The following is a 16,366-nucleotide window of genomic DNA, read 5'->3' on the forward strand; positions in this document are numbered from 1 at the left end:
CAGCGCACGGGGTCCTGACCCCGTGCGATCCGGCGCATCGGCGCCGACGCGCGGTCGCGCTTGCACCGGGCGGACCACAATCCGCCCGGCGGGATGTCGTCACTCGGCCGCGCCGCGCAGCGCACCGTCGAAGTTCGAGGCGGCGGCCTCCAGGCACGCGACCGCCCGCGCCACGTCGTCCTCCGTGACGATCAGCGGAGGCAGGAGTCGGACCACATTGTCGCCGGCCGGGATCACCAGGAGGTGCTCGGCGCGGGCGGCGGCCGCGAAGTCGGTGTTCGGCACGGCGAGCTTGAGGCCGAGCATCAGTCCCTCGCCGCGGATCTCCCGGACGACGCCCGGGTGGCGGTCCATCAGGGCGGCGAGCTTCTGCTTCAGGCTGAGCGCCGTACGGTTGACCTGCTCCAGAAAGCCCGGGGCCAGCACCACGTCGAGCACGGCGTTGCCCACCGCCATGGCGAGCGGGTTGCCGCCGAAGGTGGTGCCGTGCGAGCCCGGCACCATGCCGCGCGCGGCCTCCTTGGTGGCGAGGCAGACGCCGAGCGGGAAGCCGCCGCCGATGCCCTTGGCCGCGCTCATGATGTCGGGGGTCACGCCCGACCACTCGTGCGCGAAGAGCTTGCCGGTGCGGCCCACCCCGGTCTGGACCTCGTCCATGATCAACAGGAGGCCGTGCCGGTCGCAGAGCGCGCGCAGGTGCCGCAGCTCCGCGTGGGGCACCACGCGCACGCCGCCCTCGCCCTGGATCGGCTCGATCATCAGCGCGGCGGTCTCGGGCGTGATGGCGGCTTCCAGCGCCGCCATGTCGCCGGCCGGCACCTGGTCGAAGCCGTCCACCTTCGGGCCGAAGCCCTCGATGTACTTCTGCTGGCCCCCCGCCGCTATGGTCGCGAGCGTGCGGCCGTGGAAGGCACCCTCGAAGGTGACGATCCGGAACCGCTCCGGATGGCCGCCCTCCGCGTGGTACTTGCGCGCCATCTTGATGGCCGCCTCGTTCGCCTCGGCGCCCGAGTTGCAGAAGAAGGCGATGTCGGCGAACGTCGCGTCGACCAGCCGCTGGCCCAGCCGCTCGCCCTCCGGGATCTCGTAGAGGTTCGAGACGTGCCAGACCTTCTGCGCCTGCTCGGTGAGCGCGGCGACGAGGTGCGGGTGGGCGTGGCCGAGCGCGTTCACGGCGACGCCCGCGCCGAAATCAAGATATCGCTCGCCGCCGCGCGCAACCAGCCACGCGCCCTCGCCGCGCTCGAACGCGATCGGGGCCCGCACATAGTTCGGCAGAAGGACGGACGTCATGGGTCCCAGCTCCTGTGTCCGGCGCGCGGCGCGGGCCCCCAGGCCGCCACGGCCTCGAGTACCCGCCCAGAAATGAAAGTGCCGCCTCGTCACCGGGGCGGCACGCGCGCGATTACTATGAAACAGCGGTCCTCTGTCAATGATTTGACGGGCTGGCCGGCCATGCGGGATGGATTCCCGGGGCCCCGCGCGGGTTCCCGCCGCCCCCTTGCGCGGCCCGCCGCCCCTGTGCTCAGACCCCGCCGGACGGATCGTCGCGAAGGGAATCAGCATGAGCTCGATCAAGGAACGCCTGCAGGCGCTCGGCCTCACCCTGCCGAAGGCGGCCGCGCCCGTGGCGAACTACGTGCCCTTCGTGCGCACGGGCAACCTCGTGGTGATCTCCGGCCAGATCTGCTTCGGCCCGGACGGCAAGCTCGCGCCCGAGCACACGGGCAAGCTCGGCGACACCGTCTCGGACGCGGCGGGCATCGCGGCGGCCCGGCTCTGCGCGCTCAACGTCCTGGCCCAGCTCGAAGCGGCGGTGGGCGACCTCGACCACGCGGTCGAGCGGTGCGTGCGGCTCGGCGGCTTCATCAACGCGGTGCCCACCTTCGCGGGGCTGGCGCCGATCATGAACGGCGCCTCCGACCTGATGGTGGAACTCCTCGGCGACCGCGGCCGCCACGCCCGCTCGACCGTCGGCGTCGCCGAACTGCCCCTCGACGCCGCGGTCGAGGTCGAGGCGATGTTCGCGGTGCGCTGATGCGGGCCCCCGCCTGGCTGACGGCGCGGCCGATCGCCCACCGCGGCCTGCACGACCGGGCGGCGGGGATCCTCGAGAACACGCTGGCGGCGGCCCGCGCCGCGGTCGCGCGGGGCTTCGCGATCGAGTGCGACGTGCAGCTCACCGCCGACGGCGAGGCGGTGGTGTTCCACGACTTCGCCCTCGGGCGCCTGACGGAGCGGAGCGAGCCGGTAGACAGCCTGTCGGCCGCCGAGCTCGCGCGCCTCACGGTCGCGGGAACGGCCGAGACGATCACCCCCCTGCCCGCCTTCCTCGCGGCGATCGGGGGCGCCGTGCCGCTGGTCGTCGAGATCAAGTCCCGCTTCGACGGCGACCTCGCGCTCGCGCGGCGCGTCGCCCAGACCGTGTCCGGCTACGCCGGCCCGCTCGCGCTCAAGTCCTTCGACCCGCGCGTGGTGGCGGCGCTCGGCGGCCTCGTGCCGGAGCGGATCCCGCGCGGGATCGTGGCCGAGTCGACGCAGGACGACCCCGCCTACGCCGCCCTGCCCGAGAGCGAGCGGCGCGCGCTGGCGAACCTCCTGCACATCGGCGAGACCCGGCCCGACTTCCTGTCCTGGCGCGTCGACGACCTGCCCTGCGCCGCGACGCATCTCGGGCGCCTCCTCGGCCACCTGCCGGTGATGGCCTGGACGGTGCGGACGCCCGAGCAGCGGGCACGGGCCGAGGCCCACGCCGACCAGATGGTGTTCGAGGGCTTCCTGCCCTGAGGGGTCGGCTCAGCGCGCGTCCTTCAGGAACGCCTCCGCGCTCCGCAGCGCCAGCGCCATGATGGTGAGCGCGGGGTTGGCCGCGAGCGAGCTCGGGAAGGTCGAGCCGTCGCTGATCCAGAGATTCGGGATGTCGAAGCTCCGCCCGTAGGGATCGACCACGGCCGCGTCGCCGCTCCGGCCCATCCGGCAGGTGCCGATCGTATGGGCGACCCGCTCCAGCACCCAGACGTCGTGCGCGCCGGCCGCCTCCCAGAGGTCCCGCATCAGCGCGGTCGCGTGGGCGTTGAGGCGGCGCTCGTTCTCGCCGTAGCCGAAGCTGATCTGCGCCTTGGCGAGGCCCAGGGCGTCGGTCTCGTCGGAGAGCGTCAGCCGATTCTCGTCGCAGGGCAGCGTCTCGCCGTTGATGCCGATGCCCGCGAGGTGGTTGTAGTCGTCGAGACAGGCGTGGAGCGCCGGACCCCAGAGGCCGCGGGTGCGGGCTACCGCGTTGGCGAGCGTCAGCGGCTGCACGCCGAGGCTCTGCACGAGGTAGCCGCCCGCGAAATCCGCGTCCCGCGGCCGGACCATGTCCTCGGTGATCAGCGAGGACGGGTAACCCCGGTTCATGCGGATCGGATCGGGGAAGCGGCCCCAAACCTGGGTCGCGACGTGGCCCATGTAGTTGCGGCCGACCTGATCGCTCGAATTGGCGAGGCCGAGGTTGAGGAGCAGCCGCGGCGTCTCGACGGCGCCCGCGCAGAGGAAGACCGCCCCGCAGCTCTGGCGATGATCGACGCCGCCCCGCCGGTAGACCACGCCCGTGATGCGGCCGGCCGCGTCCCGCTCCAGCCCGTGCGCGACGCTGTCCGGCCGAATCTCGGCGCCGCGGCGAAGCGCGAAAGGCAGGTAGGTCACGTCCATGCTGGTCTTGGAGCCGTTGCGGCAGCCCTGGTGGCAGTAGCCGCAATTGATGCAGGCCTCCCGCTCCGGGCCGCCCGCCTGCGGGAAGGCGCGCGAGACGACAGCGGCGGGCGCGTCGGTGGCGCGGATCCCGCGCTGCCCGCAGGCGAGCGCCATGATCTCGGCCGGGCCGTTGCGCGGCACGGGCGGGAGCGGGTAGCGCCGGCCCGGATCCCACGGGTAGGGATCGGCGCCCGAGACGCCGACGAAGCGCTCGACCCGCTCGTAGAAGGGGATGAGGTCCTCGAGGCTGACCGGCCAGTCGCAGCCCTCGCCGGTCTCCGTGCGGAGCGCGAGGTCGCGGGCATCGGGCCGCGGCACGAAGGCGCCCCAGTGCAGGGTCGAGCCGCCGACGCCGGTGCCGCTGTTGTTGGCCCCGAAGGCCTCCGGCGTGGTGCCGCCGCTGAGGCGCTCCTCCGTCCAGTAGATCTCGTCGGCCAGCGTCTCGTCGAAGGCGAAGCGGCCCGGCTCGAAGTTCGGCCCCGCCTCCAGCGCCACGACCTTCAGGCCGGCCTCGGCCAGCCGCGCAAGCACGGGCGCGCCGCCCGCCCCCGTGCCGATCACCACCGCATCGACGGGCTCTGTTCCCGCGTAATGCCGCATCCCGTCAAGGTTCATCGCGCCGTCTCCGCGGATATGCGCCGGTCAAAACGTGCGGGTTCCGGCTCCCAGGGTTCGGGATCGTTTCGTCCGGTCCGCGCGAAGCCTGGCAGGAAGCGGGCGAGCCCGTCCGCATCGGGCGCGCCGGTGCCGCCCGCGCCGATCCCTGAGAAGCCGAGGCGGGCGAGCGTCGCCGGGTGGGCGAGATAGGCGCGCACCGCGTCGGCGCGCAGGTCCTCGAACCACAGCACCATCCGCTCGGTGTCGAGGCGCGGATCCTGGGACTCGGGCACCGCGAGCCGGCCCTCCTGGGCGGCCCGCAGCAGGGCGTCCTGGGCTTCGCCGTCGCGTGCCAGGAAGGGCGCCCCCTCCGCCCGCGCGGCGGCGTCGAGGCTGCGCAGGCCGGCGCGGTAGGACGTTGCGTCCGGCGGGAGGCGGGCGAAGCGCCAGCCGTCGCCCGCGCCGCTCGCCAGACGCGCGTCGAGCCGGGCGCCGATGTCGAAGCCGGCGTCGGGCAGCACGCGGGCCACCACGGCGCGCAGCAGCGCCAGCTCGACCGGGTCAAGCGCGGCCGGCGCGTAGGCCGGATCGTCCGCCCGGGCCCGCTCCGCGAGCGCGTCCCGCAGGCGCGGGTTGACCCGCTCGGAGGCGATCAGCGCGGCGTAGGGGTCGGGGATCCGCACCGGCTCGGGGTCGGCAGCCGGCCCGGCGGCGAGATGGCGGGTGATCGCCGCCGCGACGGCGTCGGGGCGCTCCAGCGGCAGCAGGTGTCCGGCCCCGTCGAGGATCTCGGTTCGCGCGTGGGCGAGGTGCGGCGCCGTCAGGGCCGCCTGCCCCGCGGGGCCGAGATCGGCGTCCGCGCTCCCTGCCAGGATCAGCGCGGGCGTGCGCAGGACCGCGACGCGGGCGGCCCAATCCTCGTTCGCGCCGGATTCGAGCCAGGCGCGCCACGCCGCGGGCGCGGCCCGCAGCACGTCGGCGGTCGCCGCCGCCTCGTCCTCGGGCGCCAGCGGCGCACCGACATTCTGGCGGATGAAAGCGCGGGCCTCGCGCGCCCGCGTTTCGGGATCCGCATCGATCCAGACGAGCATCGTCCGGCGCCGCTCCTCCGCGATCGGCTCCGGGCTCGGCGGCGAGCCGGCCACGAGGACGAGGTGGCTCAGGCCCGCGAGGTCCGGGTCGCCGCCCTCGGCGCGCCGGGCCAGGGCGAGGGCGACCTTCGCACCCATGCTGTGCCCGGCGAGCGCGAACCGGGCGGGCCCGATGGACCGGATCGCCGCGGCGACGTGATCGGCCATCGCCGCGACGTCGTAGCCCGTCGCGTCCGTCGCCGCGCCGAAGCCCGGGAGGTCGAGAGGGAGACAGCGCACCGTGTCGGCGAGCCGGCGCGCGACCGGCTCCCAGGTCCGGGCGGAGCCGCCCAGGAAGTGCAGGCAGACCAAGAGGTCAGGAGAATTTTCGGGGGCGGGCATCGGCCCGAGATTGCGCGCGGCTAACCTGGATCAAGCGCGGCGGATGAAATGCCGCGCTCCGCCGTAACCCGGCCGATGACGGCGCGGCACGATCCCGGCATACCCGCCGCGATCCACCTTCGGAGAGTGCCCGTGACCGACGCCGCGGACGACAAGCCGCTCATCCTGCTGACGAACCCGATCCACCCGGAAGCGGTGGCGCGGCTGGAGATCCATGCCCGCGTGGTGACCGCCCCCGACACGGGCGCCGAGACCCTGCGGCGACTTGCTCGGGATGCCGCCGGGATGATCGTGCGGGCACAGCTGCCCGACGACATCCTCGACCATGCGCCGCGCCTCCGCGGCATCGTCCGGCACGGGGTGGGGCTCGACTTCGTGCCGCTGCCGGCGGCGACCGCGCGCGGGGTGCCCGTGGCCAACCTGCCCGGCAGCAACACCCGGGCGGTGGCCGAGTACGCCTTCGCCGCCCTGTTCGACCTGCGCCGGCGGCTCGCGCATCTCGACCGGACCCTGCGCGCGCAGGGCTGGCTCGCCGCCAAGACGCTGGCGAACGACCTGCCCGAGATCGGCGGCACCACGCTCGGCGTGCTGGGGCTCGGCGAGATCGGCCGGGCGGTGGCGGGGATCGGCCGGCACGGCTTCGGCATGCGGGTGCTCGGCACGGCGCGCACCCCCCGCGGTCTCGACGGTCTCGCCGAGCCGGTGCCGATCGAGCACCTCTTCGCGGAGAGCGATGCGGTGGTGATCGCCTGCCCGCTGACCCCGGAGACGCGGGGTCTCGTCGATGCCGGGCTGATCGGGCGGATGAAGCCGGACGCGGTGCTGATCAACGTCGCCCGCGGCCCCATCGTGGAGGCCGACGCGCTCGCCGACGCGCTGGAGGCAGGCCGCATCGGCGGCGCGGCGCTCGACGTCTTCGCGGTCCAGCCGCTGCCGGAGGATCATCGCCTGCGCGGCTGCCCGAACCTGCTCCTCACGCCGCACGTCGCCGGCACCACCGCCACCAGCCTGCGCACGATGGGGCTCGGCGCCGCCGAGGCGATGCTCGCGATCCTGCGCGGCGAGCGGCCGGCGACGGTGGTCAATCCGGAAATCTACGGTTGATCGCACCCGATCAGCCGAGCGCCGCCGCGATCGCGCCCTCCAGCGCCTCGGGTTTGGTCTGCGGCGCGTAGCGGTCGATCACCCGACCCTCGGGGTCGCAGAGGAACTTGGTGAAGTTCCACTTGATCGCGCCGGACCCGAGCAGGCCCGGCTTCTCGCGCTTCAGGTGGACGAAGAGCGGGTCGGCGTTCGGCCCGTTCACCGCCACCTTGGCGAGCACCGGGAAGGTCACGTCGTAGCGCGCCGAGCAGAAGCCCGCGATCTCGGCGGCGTCGCCCGGCTCCTGCGCGCCGAACTGGTTGCATGGGAAGGCCAGCACCGCGAGCCCCCGGTCGCGGTGGCGCCGCCACAAAGCCTCCAGACCGGCATACTGCCCGGTGAAGCCGCATTTCGAGGCGGTGTTGACGATCAGCACGGGCCGCCCGCGATACTGCGCGAGCGGGTGCGGGGTGCCGTCCGCGGCGCGCGGCGCGAAGTCGTGGATCGTGGTCATGGGTCGTCCGAACGGGGCGCCCCGGGGCACGGGGCGCCCCTGACAGCTAGGCCGTCGCGCGCCGCTCGACCAGTCGGGCCAGATAGGCGCTGCCGATCGGGATGATCGTGTCGTCGAAGTTGTAGCTCGCGTTGTGCAGGCCCGGACCTGGGTTCGAGCCGAGCCAGGCGTAGGCGGCCGGCACCTTGAGCGCCATGTCGGCGAAGTCCTCGCTGCCCATGCGGGGCGGCGCGCTCGTGTTGACCTGTGCGTCGCCGAACAGCTCGGCGGCGATCTCGGCCGCGGCCCGGGTCTGCTCGGGGGCATTCTCGAGCACCGAGAACACGTCCTGGATCTCGACCGTGATCTCGGCGCCGTAGGCCGCCGCGAAGCCCGCCGCGAGCTCCCGGATGCGGCGGGAGGCCAGCGCCCTGAGATCCCGGTCGAAGGTCCGGATGGTGCCGGCCATGTCGGCGCTCTCGGGCACCACGTTGTAGGCCGAGCCCGCGTTGAGGCGGGTGATCGATAGCACGATCGACTTCAGCGGGTCGGCGTTGCGCGAGACGATCGACTGCATCGCCTGGGCGAGGCCCGTGATGATCACGATCGGGTCGATGCCCTTGTGGGGCTGCGCCGCGTGGATGCCGCGGCCCTGCACCCGGATGTCGAAGAAGTCGGCCGCCGCCATGATCGGGCCCGGGCGCAGGCCGATCGCGCCGTGCGGGCCGTTCGGCTGGTTGTGCAAACCGTAGATCTCGTCGCAGGGAAACTTCTCGAACAGGCCGTCCGCCAGCATGGCGCGGGCGCCGCCGCGGCCCTCCTCGGCGGGTTGGAACACGAAGATCGCGGTGCCGTCGAAGTCCCGGGTTTCGGCGAGGTAGCGGGCTGCGCCAACCAGCATCGTGGTGTGCCCATCGTGCCCGCAGGCGTGCATCTTGCCGGGGTATGTCGAGCGGTAGGGGAGATTGGTCTCCTCCTCGATCGGCAGGGCGTCCATGTCGGCGCGCAGCCCGATGCGCCGGCCGCTGCCGCGGCCCTTGAGCACGCCGACGACGCCGGTGCCGCCGATGCCCCGGTGCACCTCGATCCCGTAGCCCTCCAGCAGGTCCGCCACGATCCCTGAGGTGCGCACCTCCTCGAAGCCAAGCTCGGGATGGGCGTGCAGGTCGCGCCGCAGCGCGGTCAGCTCGTCGGCGTAGGTCTTGATGCGGTCGATCGGGCTCATCTGGACTCAGGTCTCGCGCTTGAACGGGGTCAGGCTGTCGAATTCCCCCACGAGAGCATTCACGTGGGTGCGCTCTCTCTGCAAGTAGTCGGCCACGGCTTTGCGCAACCCTGGGTCGGCAATGTCGTGCGCCGAGTGCATCAGCACCGGGCGGTAGCCGCGGGCGAGCTTGTGCTCTCCTTGGGCGCCCGCCTCGACCCGCTTGAGCCCGCGCGCGATCGCGAAATCGATCGCCTGGTAGTAGCAGATCTCGAAATGCAGGAAGGGGTGGTCCTCGACGCAGCCCCAGTTGCGCCCGTAGAGCGCCACGTCGCCGATGAGGTTGATCGCGCCCGCGATGTAGCGGCCCGCGCGCTTGGCCATGATCAGCAGCACTCGGTCCGCCATTCGTTCGGAGAGCAGCGAGAAGAAGCGGCGGTTGAGGTAGGGGCGGCCCCATTTGCGGGCTCCCGTGTCGGTGTAGAAGGCGAAGAACGCGTCCCAGTGCGCCTCGGTGATGTCCGCGCCGGTGAGGTGCTCCACCGTGATACCCGGGCTGAGGGCGTCGCGCCGCTCGCGCCGGATGCTCTTGCGCTTGCGCGAGGCCAGCGCCTCCAGAAAGGCGTCGAAGGTCGCGTAGCCCGCGTTCACCCAGTGGAACTGCTGGTCGGTGCGCTTGAGGAAGCCCGCGGCGCCCGCCTGCTCCCACTCGGCCTCCCGCATGAAGGTGACGTGGATCGAGGAGGCCTCGGCCTGGTCGCGGAGTGCCCGCAGGCCCGCGATCAGCCCGCCCGTGACCATGTCCGGGTCGGCCCTGGGCGCGATCAGGAAGCGCGGGCCGGTGACGGGGGTGAAGGGCACGCTCACCTGGAGCTTCGGGTAGTAGACGCCCCCCGCCCGCTCGTAGGCATCTGCCCAGCCGTGGTCGAACACGTACTCGCCCTGGCTATGGCTCTTCAGGTAGCAGGGCACGACGCCGAGCAGGTCGCCGTCCCGCTCCAGGCTGATGTGCAGCGGCAGCCAGCCGGTCTTCCGCGAGACGCAGGCCGAATCCTCCAGCGCCGACAGGAAGGCGTGGGAGACGAAGGGATTGTGGGTCTCGTCGCTGCCCCGGAGCGTCTCGGCCGAGGTGGCGCAGGCGTCCCAGGCAGCTGCGCCGATCTCCTTCAGGCCGGCGAGCGCGCGCACCTGCAGCGCAGGGGCGGTCTCGCGGGGCGCGCCGGGTGTCTCCATGGGCGCAGATCTAGACCCGAACGCCGGACGGGCCAAGCGGTCCGGGCGCGGGCGGGCCAGTCGGAGGGCGGGCGCGGGGTCGCAGGCAGATGAGGGGCGCCCCGGAGACGGCAGGTCTCCGGGGCGCTGTGCGGGCCTCGACTCAGCGGGTCGCGGGGGCGGTGCCGGCGGGCGGCATCGTCGCGCCGGTGCCGGTGCTGCCCGGCGCCACGGTGCCGGTCGCGCCCGGCAGGTCGCGGCCCGGCATGCCCTTCTCGGCGTTGCTCTTCACGCTGCCCGGGTTGTTGAGGTTCCGCTCGGCGCTGCCGGTCGGGTTGCCGACCGTGCTGCCGGGCGTCGTTGTCGCCTGCGCAAAGGCGGCGCCGGTCAGGGCGAGCGTGGCGGCAAAGGCGAGAGCTGTCGAGCGCATGGTGTTCTCCTGGTTCGAATCGAATGTCCTGTGACGATCGACCTAAGAACGAACGTGGCCGGAAAAGGTTCTGCCAATGTTTCGGGAACCTTTGCTGCGATGCAGCTTGAAAATGCTCTGCCGGTTCGAGCCTCTATCCTGAGTCGGGACGCGTGCCGAACCGGAATGCTTGGCTGTGACGGCGATTGCGCTGACACGGTGCGGCCTTCCGGTTGGCCAGCCTGCCGCGGGGGGCGGGTCGCGGACATTGCCGGCGCGCCGTCGCATGCCGTCAGGCGTGTGGCCCTGCGGGGCAGGGCTCAGGCGGACGATGTCGCGTCCCCTCCTCGGCGAAAGCGGCTCGATCGCGGACCGCTCATCGGTCCGTCGGCGCATCGGAGGCGTGCCGACCTCCCGAGGGTGATCGGAACACGCCGACGCGGTGAACCCGCTAGCCGATCGACCGCATGGTATCCGTGACGGCGGCGCTGGGTACGTCGGCGCCGAGGGTGATTGTCGAGGCGAGAAAGGCGTTCATCCCATCCATGCGCTCTGCGGACGTTTGGGCTTGGGTGAACGTCGTCGCAAAGGCCGTGAACTGAGCATCACCCGTGTTCACCGCCATGGGCGAGACCCCACCGCGAGATACCGATCGTATACGACCTGTGTCAGTTCCTGCAGGCGCGTTTCGTCCGCCGGTCCGACGAGATGTCCGCCGAGCGGGGGGCGGCCGGACAATCCATCGTATGTCCCGCGTCTCTCTGGAACGGCCTCATGGCTTTGGACAGATCGTCGAGATCCTGTTGTCTGATCGTTCCGCTCTGTCCGATACGGTTGAGGACGCTCATCGAGAGCACGCTCCCGATCGTCTCCGCATTCGATCGCGCCGATGTCGTCGACCAGAACCGCGGATGCGTCGCGACTTCGAAATAATTGCGGACGAAGCTGTCCAGGCGCGGATGATTCAGGTTGTTCCCCATTTCCGTGATGCTGGGGTCCGTCCACGTCGCGTCGAACTGGGCTCGTTCTCTGTCCGCCTTGGCGAGGCCGTCCGCCGTCCGCCCGATGCGTTCGAGATCGGAGCGCTTGATGCCGCCACTCAGGTCGCGGCCGTGCATCCCGATATCTTGGAGCACCCGGTCCGCCATGCCGGCACCGTACTGACGGTCGATCGCCTGCTCGATCTGATCGACGCCGCTCTCGCGCTTGGTCGCGCGCGCTTCGAGCTGGGCCCCGAAGCCGAAGAAGGCCTTGACGCTGGTCAGGGACGCCTTGTCGCTCGTGTAGATTCCGCGCGCGTCCTGAAAGCGGATGGTGTGATCGTTGCCGCCCCGCTCCATCGAGAACTGGTCTCGGATGTGGCTGAAGGTCGGGGCCTGGATGTTGAGCTGGATGCCGGACATGGCGGACGTCTCCGGTTCGGATGTCTAGACGCGGATGAGCGGGATGCTGGCGTCGTCGGTCGCGAGATCCCCGGACGTCTGGGGACGCCGGATGATCTCGCGCCCGGCGCGGGCGGCCTCCGCGAAGGTCCCGACGGCGTCGGCGAGCTGCGGGACGTCGAGACCGGCCGTGGCCAGATCGACGATCTGGACGACGCCGCCCTCGGGCGCATCGAGGGCGAGGCGCACGCCTCCGGTCCGGTCCCAGTGGTAGTTGTGCCGCAGCATCAGCTCGTAGAGGGCGCTCCGGTCCCGGCCGGGGGCGTCCCGAGCTCGCAGCTCAGGACGACCTTGCCCCGATCCTCGGCGAGATCGACGAGGACCGACAGCGCGTCGTTGATCGCGATTCCCCAGGTCCCGGCCTCCGGGAAGGCGGTGATGCCGAGGGGATCGAGCACGGGCCCGAGCCGTGTGATCAAATCCCCGATCTGCTCTGCGCGCATCAACTTCGCTCCCGTCGCTGCCCGACGAGCTAGCACGCTGCCCGAAGGCAACCTGTGCCGTTCAGGGCAAGGGCCGGTGCCGGCAGCGCCCGGTTCGCGGATGCCGGACGGACAGCCTCCGCCATCCGCCGGGTGCAGCCGCGGGATGCGGGGGCGCTCCGGCCGCGTGCGGTAGCCGGCCGGGGCGCGTGCTGCGTCGCGGCACTCAGGTGCCAGGTGCGGCCCCCGCGCTCGCCGCGCGCCCCGCGCGCAACTCGGCCAACGAGGCGCGCTGGCGCCCGTCCGCCCCGAGATTCTCCGGCGCGAGCCAGGCCACGAAGGCGTCCCGCACCCGCGGCCACTCGGCGTCGGTGATCGAGAACCACGCCGTGTCGCGCGAGCGGCCCTTCACCACGACGGCGTTGCGGAAGATGCCCTCGAAGGTGAAGCCGAGGCGCAAAGCCGCCGCGCGCGAGGGCGCGTTGAGGCTGTCGCATTTCCACTCGTAGCGCCGGTAGCCGAGGTCGAAGGCGCGGGTCATCATCAGGGCCATCGCCTCGGTCGCGGCCGCCGTGCGGGCGAGCGCCGGCCCGAAATGGAGATGGCCGACCTCGATGCTGCCGTTGGCCGGGTCGATCCGCAGGTAGCTCGCGAGCCCCAGCGCCCGGCCCTCCGGGTCGCAGACCGCGAAGAACAGCGGGTCCGCCGCCGCGGCGGCCGGCTCCAGCGCGGCCCGGTAGGCGGTCGCGCTCGCGGGCATCTCGCCGCCGAGATAGGTCCAGCCGCGCGTGTCGGGCGCGGAGGCGTAGGCGGCGAACAGGTCGTCTGCGTGCCGGCCGGGATCGAGCGGCTCGAGCCGGCAGGTCCGGCCGACCATCGCGATCCGGGGCGGCAGCGGGCGCGGCGTCCAATCCGGCAGGGCCGGGCCGATCGGCTGGCCGAAGGCGTTGCGGCGGGCGCTCACCGGGCCGCCCTCGCCACGAGCGCGGCGACCGGATCGGCCGGACCGCCCTCCCCCGTCAGGCCGGCGACGACGCCCGCGCGGTCGGCCTCCGAGCGGTTCTGGCTCATCTTCCACTTTCCGGCGATCCGGGTGATCGCGATCTCGACCCCGACGATGCCGCGGATCTGCGCCGCCGTGAACGCCTCGGGCGCGTCGGAGACCGCCCAGGGCTCGGGCCGGGCGGCCTCGCGCGCCGCCGTCAGATCCTCGATCTGACGGCGCAGCCAGCCCGCCTCCTCGATGACGCGCGGCCGGCCCCAGACCTGGACGGTCGCGTAGTTCCAAGTCGGCACCACGCGGCCCGTCTCGCGCTTGGTGGCGTACCAGGAGGGCGTGACGTAGGCCTGAGGCCCCTGGAACACGCAGAGGCATTCCTCCACCGCGGCGAGCTCCCGCCATTGCGGATTGGGCCGGGCAAGATGGGCGCGCAGCGTTCCGTGCCCGCCATCCTCGTCGAGCAGGAACGGGATCGGGTTCGCCTGGAGGCCGCCGGGGCCCGCGCTGACGAGGAGGCCGAGCGGGTGGGCGCGGACCAGGGCGGCCAGAGCCTCCGGGTCGTCCTCCTGAAAGTGCGGTGGCTGGTACATGAGAAGGTGCGGTCTCCGAACGCTGTCGAGCCCGAGGATTGACGGCCAGGCGGTCCGGCGAAAAGGTCCGTTTTTCGATATCGGACTGGGCCAATTCGGTATGGACAGGCGCCGACCCACGCGCGGCCCTCTGCTCTTCGGGTTCGGGTTCGACCCGGAGGGCGCGCAGCCCCTGCACGCGCAACTGCGCGACGCCCTGCGCGACGCGATCCTGGCCCGGCGGCTCGCCCCGGGAGACCGGATCCCGGCCTCGCGGGTGCTGGCTGCCGATCTCCGATGCGCGCGCGGCACGGTCCTGCTCGCGCTCGAACAGCTCGCCGCGGAGGGCTACGTCGTCGCCCGGACCGGCTCGGGGACCCGGGTGGCAGCCGCCCTGCCGGAGGATCTCCTCGCGCAGGCCGCGCCCAGCCGCCCCGCGCCGGCCGGCCCGCCGGTCCTCTCGCGCCGCGGCGCGGCGCTCACCGCCGCCCCCGCGCCGGACTACCTCGCCCCGCGCTCCGCGCCCGGCGCCTTCGCGCTCGGCCGACCGGCGCTCGACGCCTTCCCGCATGCGCTGTTCGCCAAGCTGCTCCACGCCGAGGGGCGCGCGCTCGCGGAGAGCGTGCCGACGGCCCTGGGCCATCCGGACCTGCGCCGGGCGATCGCCGCCTATCTGGCCGCCGGGCGCGGCGTCACCTGCGATCCCGAGGCCGTGATCGTGACGAGCGGCATCCGGCAGAGCCTGCGCCTGCTCGCCCGATTGCTGCTGGATCCCGGCGAGGCCGCCTTCGTGGAGGAGCCGGGCTTTCCCGGCATCGCGCTGGCGCTCGCGGAAGCCGGCCTGCGGACCGTGCCGGTATCCGTCGAGTCCGGGGGCTTCGCGATCGGACGGGCGCGGGTCCTCGATCCGGGCGCGCGGCTGGCCGTGGTGACGCCCGCCCAGCACTACCCGCTCGGCCACGCGATGAGCCTCGAGAACCGGCTCGACCTGCTCGCCTGGGCGGAGGCGCGCGACGCCTGGATCGTCGAGGACGATTACGACGGCGCCTACCGGTATGCCGGCCGGCCGCTCGCGCCGCTGCGCAGCCTCGATCGCAGCGGGCGCGTCGTCTATGTCGGCACCTTCTCGAAGGTGCTGACGCCGGCGCTGCAGTTCAGCTACCTCGTCCTGCCGGACGGCCTCGCGGAGCCGGTCCGCCGGGCGCTGGCCGAGCTGGGCGCGGCGCCGGCGCTTCTCGGCCAGCTCGCCCTCGCGCGCTTCATCGAGGAAGGCCATTTCGCCGCCCACCTGCGGCGCACCCGGCGTCTCTACGCCCTGCGGCAGGAGGCGCTGGTCGCGGCGGCACGCGCGCATGCCGACTGGCTCGACGTCGCGCCGATGCAGGGCGGGATGCATCTCGTCGCCCGGCCCGGACCCCGCTGGCCAGCGGGCCTCGACGACCGGGCCGCGACCGCCGCGTGCGCGCGGGCGGGGGTCGCGGCGGTCGGACTCTCGGCCTACCGGGCGAGGCCCGGCGGCGCGCCGGGCCTGCTCCTCGGCTACGCCGCCGTGCCGGAGCGCGCCGTCGCGCCGGCCGTGCGGCAGCTCGTGCGGGCGCTTGCGGGTACGGATCTCACGCCGGCGGCGTGAGGATCAGCTTGCCGACGAAGGGCGCGTTCTGCTTCGTGGTGCCGGTGCAGGCGAAGTCGTGCTCGCCCGCCGGCAGAGTGCGCAGGCGCAACGTACCCTTGCCGTTCTGCTTGACCAGATAGCCCTTCTCGCTCGCCACGTGGACGAGGTCGCCGTCGGCGTGCAGCACCCGGGCGTTCTCGAACTGGCCGGGCGCGGTGATGGTCACCGGCGTCTTGGCGGAGCTGACCACCCGGATCTCAACGTTGGTATCGGCCGGCAGGCGCAGCTCCGCGGGGGCGCAGACCGGCTTGCCGTCCTGCTCGTTGATCGTCAGTTCGACCGGCGGCATCACGTCGGTGGCGGGTTTCGGCAGCGGCTTCGACTGCTCGGCCGAGGCGGGCGCGGCCAGCGCCGTGAACAGGCCGCCGGCCAGCAGGGCTCCGGCAAGGGCTCCGGCCAGGGTTCCGGCACGCCGGGGGGGAAATCGCATCGCGTCCGCTCCGTCTCTCGGGATGAACTCTCAGGATAAAATCCGTGCAGACAGTCCCGTGGGGCGCCGTCCGGTTCCGGCGCGCGACGCGCCGCCGCGCGTCGCAGGCTCCGTCGCGCAGCGTCCGACCGCGCGGGTCGATCCGTTCGCCGTCTCGCGCGTTGGCGACGCGCGCCGGTGCATGGGCCAGGAGCATGGGCCAGGAGGTGGCAAGGACGTGTTATGACACGGCGACGCACCCGCGCCGGACGCGGATCGACGGAAACCGGCCGCCCTGCCGCGGCCCCATGGAGACGGAAAGACACTGCATGAGCGCGCCGCGCGAGGTCGAGCTGAAACTGGAATGCGTCGGGCCGGATCTGTCCGCCCTGGCGAAGCACCCGTTGCTCCAGGGGGCACCCGAGCCCCGGCTCATCGTCTCCACCTATTTCGACACCGCGGACCAGGACCTGCGCGCGGCCGGGCTGACGCTCCGGGTCCGGCGCAAGGGCGAGACCTTTGTGCAGACCGTGAAGTCCGGCGAGGGCGGGGTCGGCCTGTTCGACCGGGCCGAGTGGGAGGTGCCGGTCGCGGGCGAGACGCCGGACCGGGAGGCCTTCGCCGACACGCCGTGGACCGGCGTGTCGGCG

Annotated in this window: 19 protein-coding genes; 5 read left to right on the top strand and 14 right to left on the bottom strand. The window is 72.9% G+C overall.

All coding sequences use genetic code 11. The features are described 5' to 3' along the window. Positions 1 to 99 precede the first annotated feature (99 nt). Positions 100 to 1,293 (bottom strand): aspartate aminotransferase family protein, encoded by a 1,194-nt coding sequence (locus MFF54_RS09360; protein ID WP_238302337.1) that lies wholly within the window; start codon positions 1,291 to 1,293, stop codon positions 100 to 102. A 271-nt stretch (positions 1,294 to 1,564) separates the two neighbouring features. Here MFF54_RS09360 and MFF54_RS09365 point away from each other — a divergent pair, with 271 nt between their 5' ends. Together MFF54_RS09365 and MFF54_RS09370 are read left to right on the top strand one after the other, a co-directional pair. Then, positions 1,565 to 2,038, top strand: a complete 474-nt coding sequence (locus MFF54_RS09365) for a RidA family protein (RefSeq protein WP_238302338.1) — start codon at positions 1,565 to 1,567, stop codon at positions 2,036 to 2,038. After that, positions 2,038 to 2,787: a glycerophosphodiester phosphodiesterase family protein gene (locus MFF54_RS09370; protein ID WP_238302339.1), complete on the top strand. Its 750-nt coding sequence runs from the start codon at positions 2,038 to 2,040 to the stop codon at positions 2,785 to 2,787. The genes MFF54_RS09365 and MFF54_RS09370 overlap by 1 nt, the downstream gene beginning before the upstream one ends. A gap of 9 nt (positions 2,788 to 2,796) precedes the next feature. Here the strand turns inward: MFF54_RS09370 and MFF54_RS09375 are convergent, their stop codons facing one another. Together MFF54_RS09375 and MFF54_RS09380 are read right to left on the bottom strand one after the other, a co-directional pair. Further along, on the bottom strand, positions 2,797 to 4,347 hold the full coding sequence (locus MFF54_RS09375) for a GMC family oxidoreductase (RefSeq protein ID WP_238302340.1): 1,551 nt from the start codon (positions 4,345 to 4,347) through the stop codon (positions 2,797 to 2,799). Further along, positions 4,344 to 5,801 carry an alpha/beta hydrolase gene (locus MFF54_RS09380; RefSeq protein WP_238302341.1) on the bottom strand — a complete coding sequence of 486 codons (1,458 nt, stop codon included), beginning with the start codon at positions 5,799 to 5,801 and terminating at the stop codon, positions 4,344 to 4,346. Before MFF54_RS09380 ends, MFF54_RS09375 begins: the two co-directional genes overlap by 4 nt. A gap of 132 nt (positions 5,802 to 5,933) precedes the next feature. Between MFF54_RS09380 and MFF54_RS09385 the strand changes: the two genes are divergently transcribed. Then, positions 5,934 to 6,905: an NAD(P)-dependent oxidoreductase gene (locus MFF54_RS09385; protein WP_238302342.1), complete on the top strand. Its 972-nt coding sequence runs from the start codon at positions 5,934 to 5,936 to the stop codon at positions 6,903 to 6,905. Between the two features lie 10 nt (positions 6,906 to 6,915). On the opposite strand, the gene MFF54_RS09390 is transcribed toward MFF54_RS09385, so the two are convergent. The 10 genes from MFF54_RS09390 to MFF54_RS09435 form a co-directional block, all read right to left on the bottom strand. After that, entirely contained in the window at positions 6,916 to 7,398 is a 483-nt protein-coding gene (locus tag MFF54_RS09390; protein ID WP_238302343.1) for a glutathione peroxidase, read from the bottom strand. A gap of 46 nt (positions 7,399 to 7,444) precedes the next feature. Further along, the gene (locus MFF54_RS09395) at positions 7,445 to 8,602 is read right to left on the bottom strand and encodes a M20 aminoacylase family protein (protein WP_238302344.1); all 1,158 of its coding nucleotides are present in this window, start codon (positions 8,600 to 8,602) and stop codon (positions 7,445 to 7,447) included. A 6-nt stretch (positions 8,603 to 8,608) separates the two neighbouring features. Then, a complete protein-coding gene (locus MFF54_RS09400; protein WP_238302345.1) occupies positions 8,609 to 9,814 on the bottom strand; it encodes a GNAT family N-acetyltransferase in 1,206 nt (401 codons plus the stop codon). Positions 9,815 to 9,956: 142 nt separating this feature from the next. Further along, positions 9,957 to 10,223, bottom strand: a complete 267-nt coding sequence (locus MFF54_RS09405) for a hypothetical protein (protein ID WP_238302346.1) — start codon at positions 10,221 to 10,223, stop codon at positions 9,957 to 9,959. Positions 10,224 to 10,653: 430 nt separating this feature from the next. Beyond that, a complete protein-coding gene (locus tag MFF54_RS09410) occupies positions 10,654 to 10,827 on the bottom strand; it encodes a hypothetical protein (protein ID WP_238302347.1) in 174 nt (57 codons plus the stop codon). A 43-nt stretch (positions 10,828 to 10,870) separates the two neighbouring features. After that, entirely contained in the window at positions 10,871 to 11,605 is a 735-nt protein-coding gene (locus MFF54_RS09415) for a hypothetical protein (protein WP_238302348.1), read from the bottom strand. A gap of 24 nt (positions 11,606 to 11,629) precedes the next feature. Beyond that, complete coding sequence (locus MFF54_RS09420; protein ID WP_238302349.1) at positions 11,630 to 11,872, bottom strand: type III secretion system chaperone; 243 nt, start codon at positions 11,870 to 11,872, stop codon at positions 11,630 to 11,632. Then, positions 11,872 to 12,087, bottom strand: a complete 216-nt coding sequence (locus tag MFF54_RS09425; RefSeq protein WP_238302350.1) for a type III secretion system chaperone — start codon at positions 12,085 to 12,087, stop codon at positions 11,872 to 11,874. Before MFF54_RS09425 ends, MFF54_RS09420 begins: the two co-directional genes overlap by 1 nt. A gap of 205 nt (positions 12,088 to 12,292) precedes the next feature. Further along, the gene (locus MFF54_RS09430) at positions 12,293 to 13,030 is read right to left on the bottom strand and encodes a GNAT family N-acetyltransferase (protein WP_238302351.1); all 738 of its coding nucleotides are present in this window, start codon (positions 13,028 to 13,030) and stop codon (positions 12,293 to 12,295) included. Continuing rightward, complete coding sequence (locus tag MFF54_RS09435; RefSeq protein ID WP_238302352.1) at positions 13,027 to 13,656, bottom strand: FMN-binding negative transcriptional regulator; 630 nt, start codon at positions 13,654 to 13,656, stop codon at positions 13,027 to 13,029. Before MFF54_RS09435 ends, MFF54_RS09430 begins: the two co-directional genes overlap by 4 nt. Positions 13,657 to 13,756: 100 nt before the next feature. Between MFF54_RS09435 and pdxR the strand changes: the two genes are divergently transcribed. Next, positions 13,757 to 15,265, top strand: a complete 1,509-nt coding sequence (pdxR, locus tag MFF54_RS09440; protein ID WP_238302353.1) for a MocR-like pyridoxine biosynthesis transcription factor PdxR — start codon at positions 13,757 to 13,759, stop codon at positions 15,263 to 15,265. Here pdxR and MFF54_RS09445 read toward each other — a convergent pair. Continuing rightward, positions 15,249 to 15,737 (bottom strand): cupredoxin domain-containing protein, encoded by a 489-nt coding sequence (locus MFF54_RS09445; RefSeq protein ID WP_238302354.1) that lies wholly within the window; start codon positions 15,735 to 15,737, stop codon positions 15,249 to 15,251. The genes pdxR and MFF54_RS09445 overlap by 17 nt on opposite strands. Positions 15,738 to 16,045: 308 nt before the next feature. Here MFF54_RS09445 and MFF54_RS09450 point away from each other — a divergent pair. Beyond that, a partial coding sequence (locus tag MFF54_RS09450; protein WP_238302355.1) for a CYTH domain-containing protein occupies positions 16,046 to 16,366 on the top strand: 321 nt, incomplete at its 3' end.

The sequence above is a fragment of the Methylobacterium gregans genome, from assembly GCF_022179245.1.
Classification (GTDB): domain Bacteria; phylum Pseudomonadota; class Alphaproteobacteria; order Rhizobiales; family Beijerinckiaceae; genus Methylobacterium; species Methylobacterium gregans.

Excerpts from the sequence above, each read along its gene's own strand:
- MFF54_RS09415 (WP_238302348.1), bottom strand. The coding sequence starts at position 11,605 with ATGTCCGGCATCCAGCTCAACATCCAGGCCCCGACCTTCAGCCACATC.
- MFF54_RS09420 (WP_238302349.1), bottom strand. The coding sequence starts at position 11,872 with ATGCTGCGGCACAACTACCACTGGGACCGGACCGGAGGCGTGCGCCTC.
- MFF54_RS09390 (WP_238302343.1), bottom strand. The coding sequence starts at position 7,398 with ATGACCACGATCCACGACTTCGCGCCGCGCGCCGCGGACGGCACCCCG.
- MFF54_RS09400 (WP_238302345.1), bottom strand. The coding sequence starts at position 9,814 with ATGGAGACACCCGGCGCGCCCCGCGAGACCGCCCCTGCGCTGCAGGTG.
- pdxR (WP_238302353.1), top strand. The coding sequence starts at position 13,757 with ATGGACAGGCGCCGACCCACGCGCGGCCCTCTGCTCTTCGGGTTCGGG.
- MFF54_RS09360 (WP_238302337.1), bottom strand. The coding sequence starts at position 1,293 with ATGACGTCCGTCCTTCTGCCGAACTATGTGCGGGCCCCGATCGCGTTC.
- MFF54_RS09370 (WP_238302339.1), top strand. The coding sequence starts at position 2,038 with ATGCGGGCCCCCGCCTGGCTGACGGCGCGGCCGATCGCCCACCGCGGC.
- MFF54_RS09365 (WP_238302338.1), top strand. The coding sequence starts at position 1,565 with ATGAGCTCGATCAAGGAACGCCTGCAGGCGCTCGGCCTCACCCTGCCG.
- MFF54_RS09425 (WP_238302350.1), bottom strand. The coding sequence starts at position 12,087 with ATGCGCGCAGAGCAGATCGGGGATTTGATCACACGGCTCGGGCCCGTG.
- MFF54_RS09435 (WP_238302352.1), bottom strand. The coding sequence starts at position 13,656 with ATGTACCAGCCACCGCACTTTCAGGAGGACGACCCGGAGGCTCTGGCC.
- MFF54_RS09380 (WP_238302341.1), bottom strand. The coding sequence starts at position 5,801 with ATGCCCGCCCCCGAAAATTCTCCTGACCTCTTGGTCTGCCTGCACTTC.
- MFF54_RS09410 (WP_238302347.1), bottom strand. The coding sequence starts at position 10,827 with ATGGCGGTGAACACGGGTGATGCTCAGTTCACGGCCTTTGCGACGACG.
- MFF54_RS09445 (WP_238302354.1), bottom strand. The coding sequence starts at position 15,737 with ATGCGATTTCCCCCCCGGCGTGCCGGAACCCTGGCCGGAGCCCTTGCC.
- MFF54_RS09395 (WP_238302344.1), bottom strand. The coding sequence starts at position 8,602 with ATGAGCCCGATCGACCGCATCAAGACCTACGCCGACGAGCTGACCGCG.
- MFF54_RS09405 (WP_238302346.1), bottom strand. The coding sequence starts at position 10,223 with ATGCGCTCGACAGCTCTCGCCTTTGCCGCCACGCTCGCCCTGACCGGC.
- MFF54_RS09375 (WP_238302340.1), bottom strand. The coding sequence starts at position 4,347 with ATGAACCTTGACGGGATGCGGCATTACGCGGGAACAGAGCCCGTCGAT.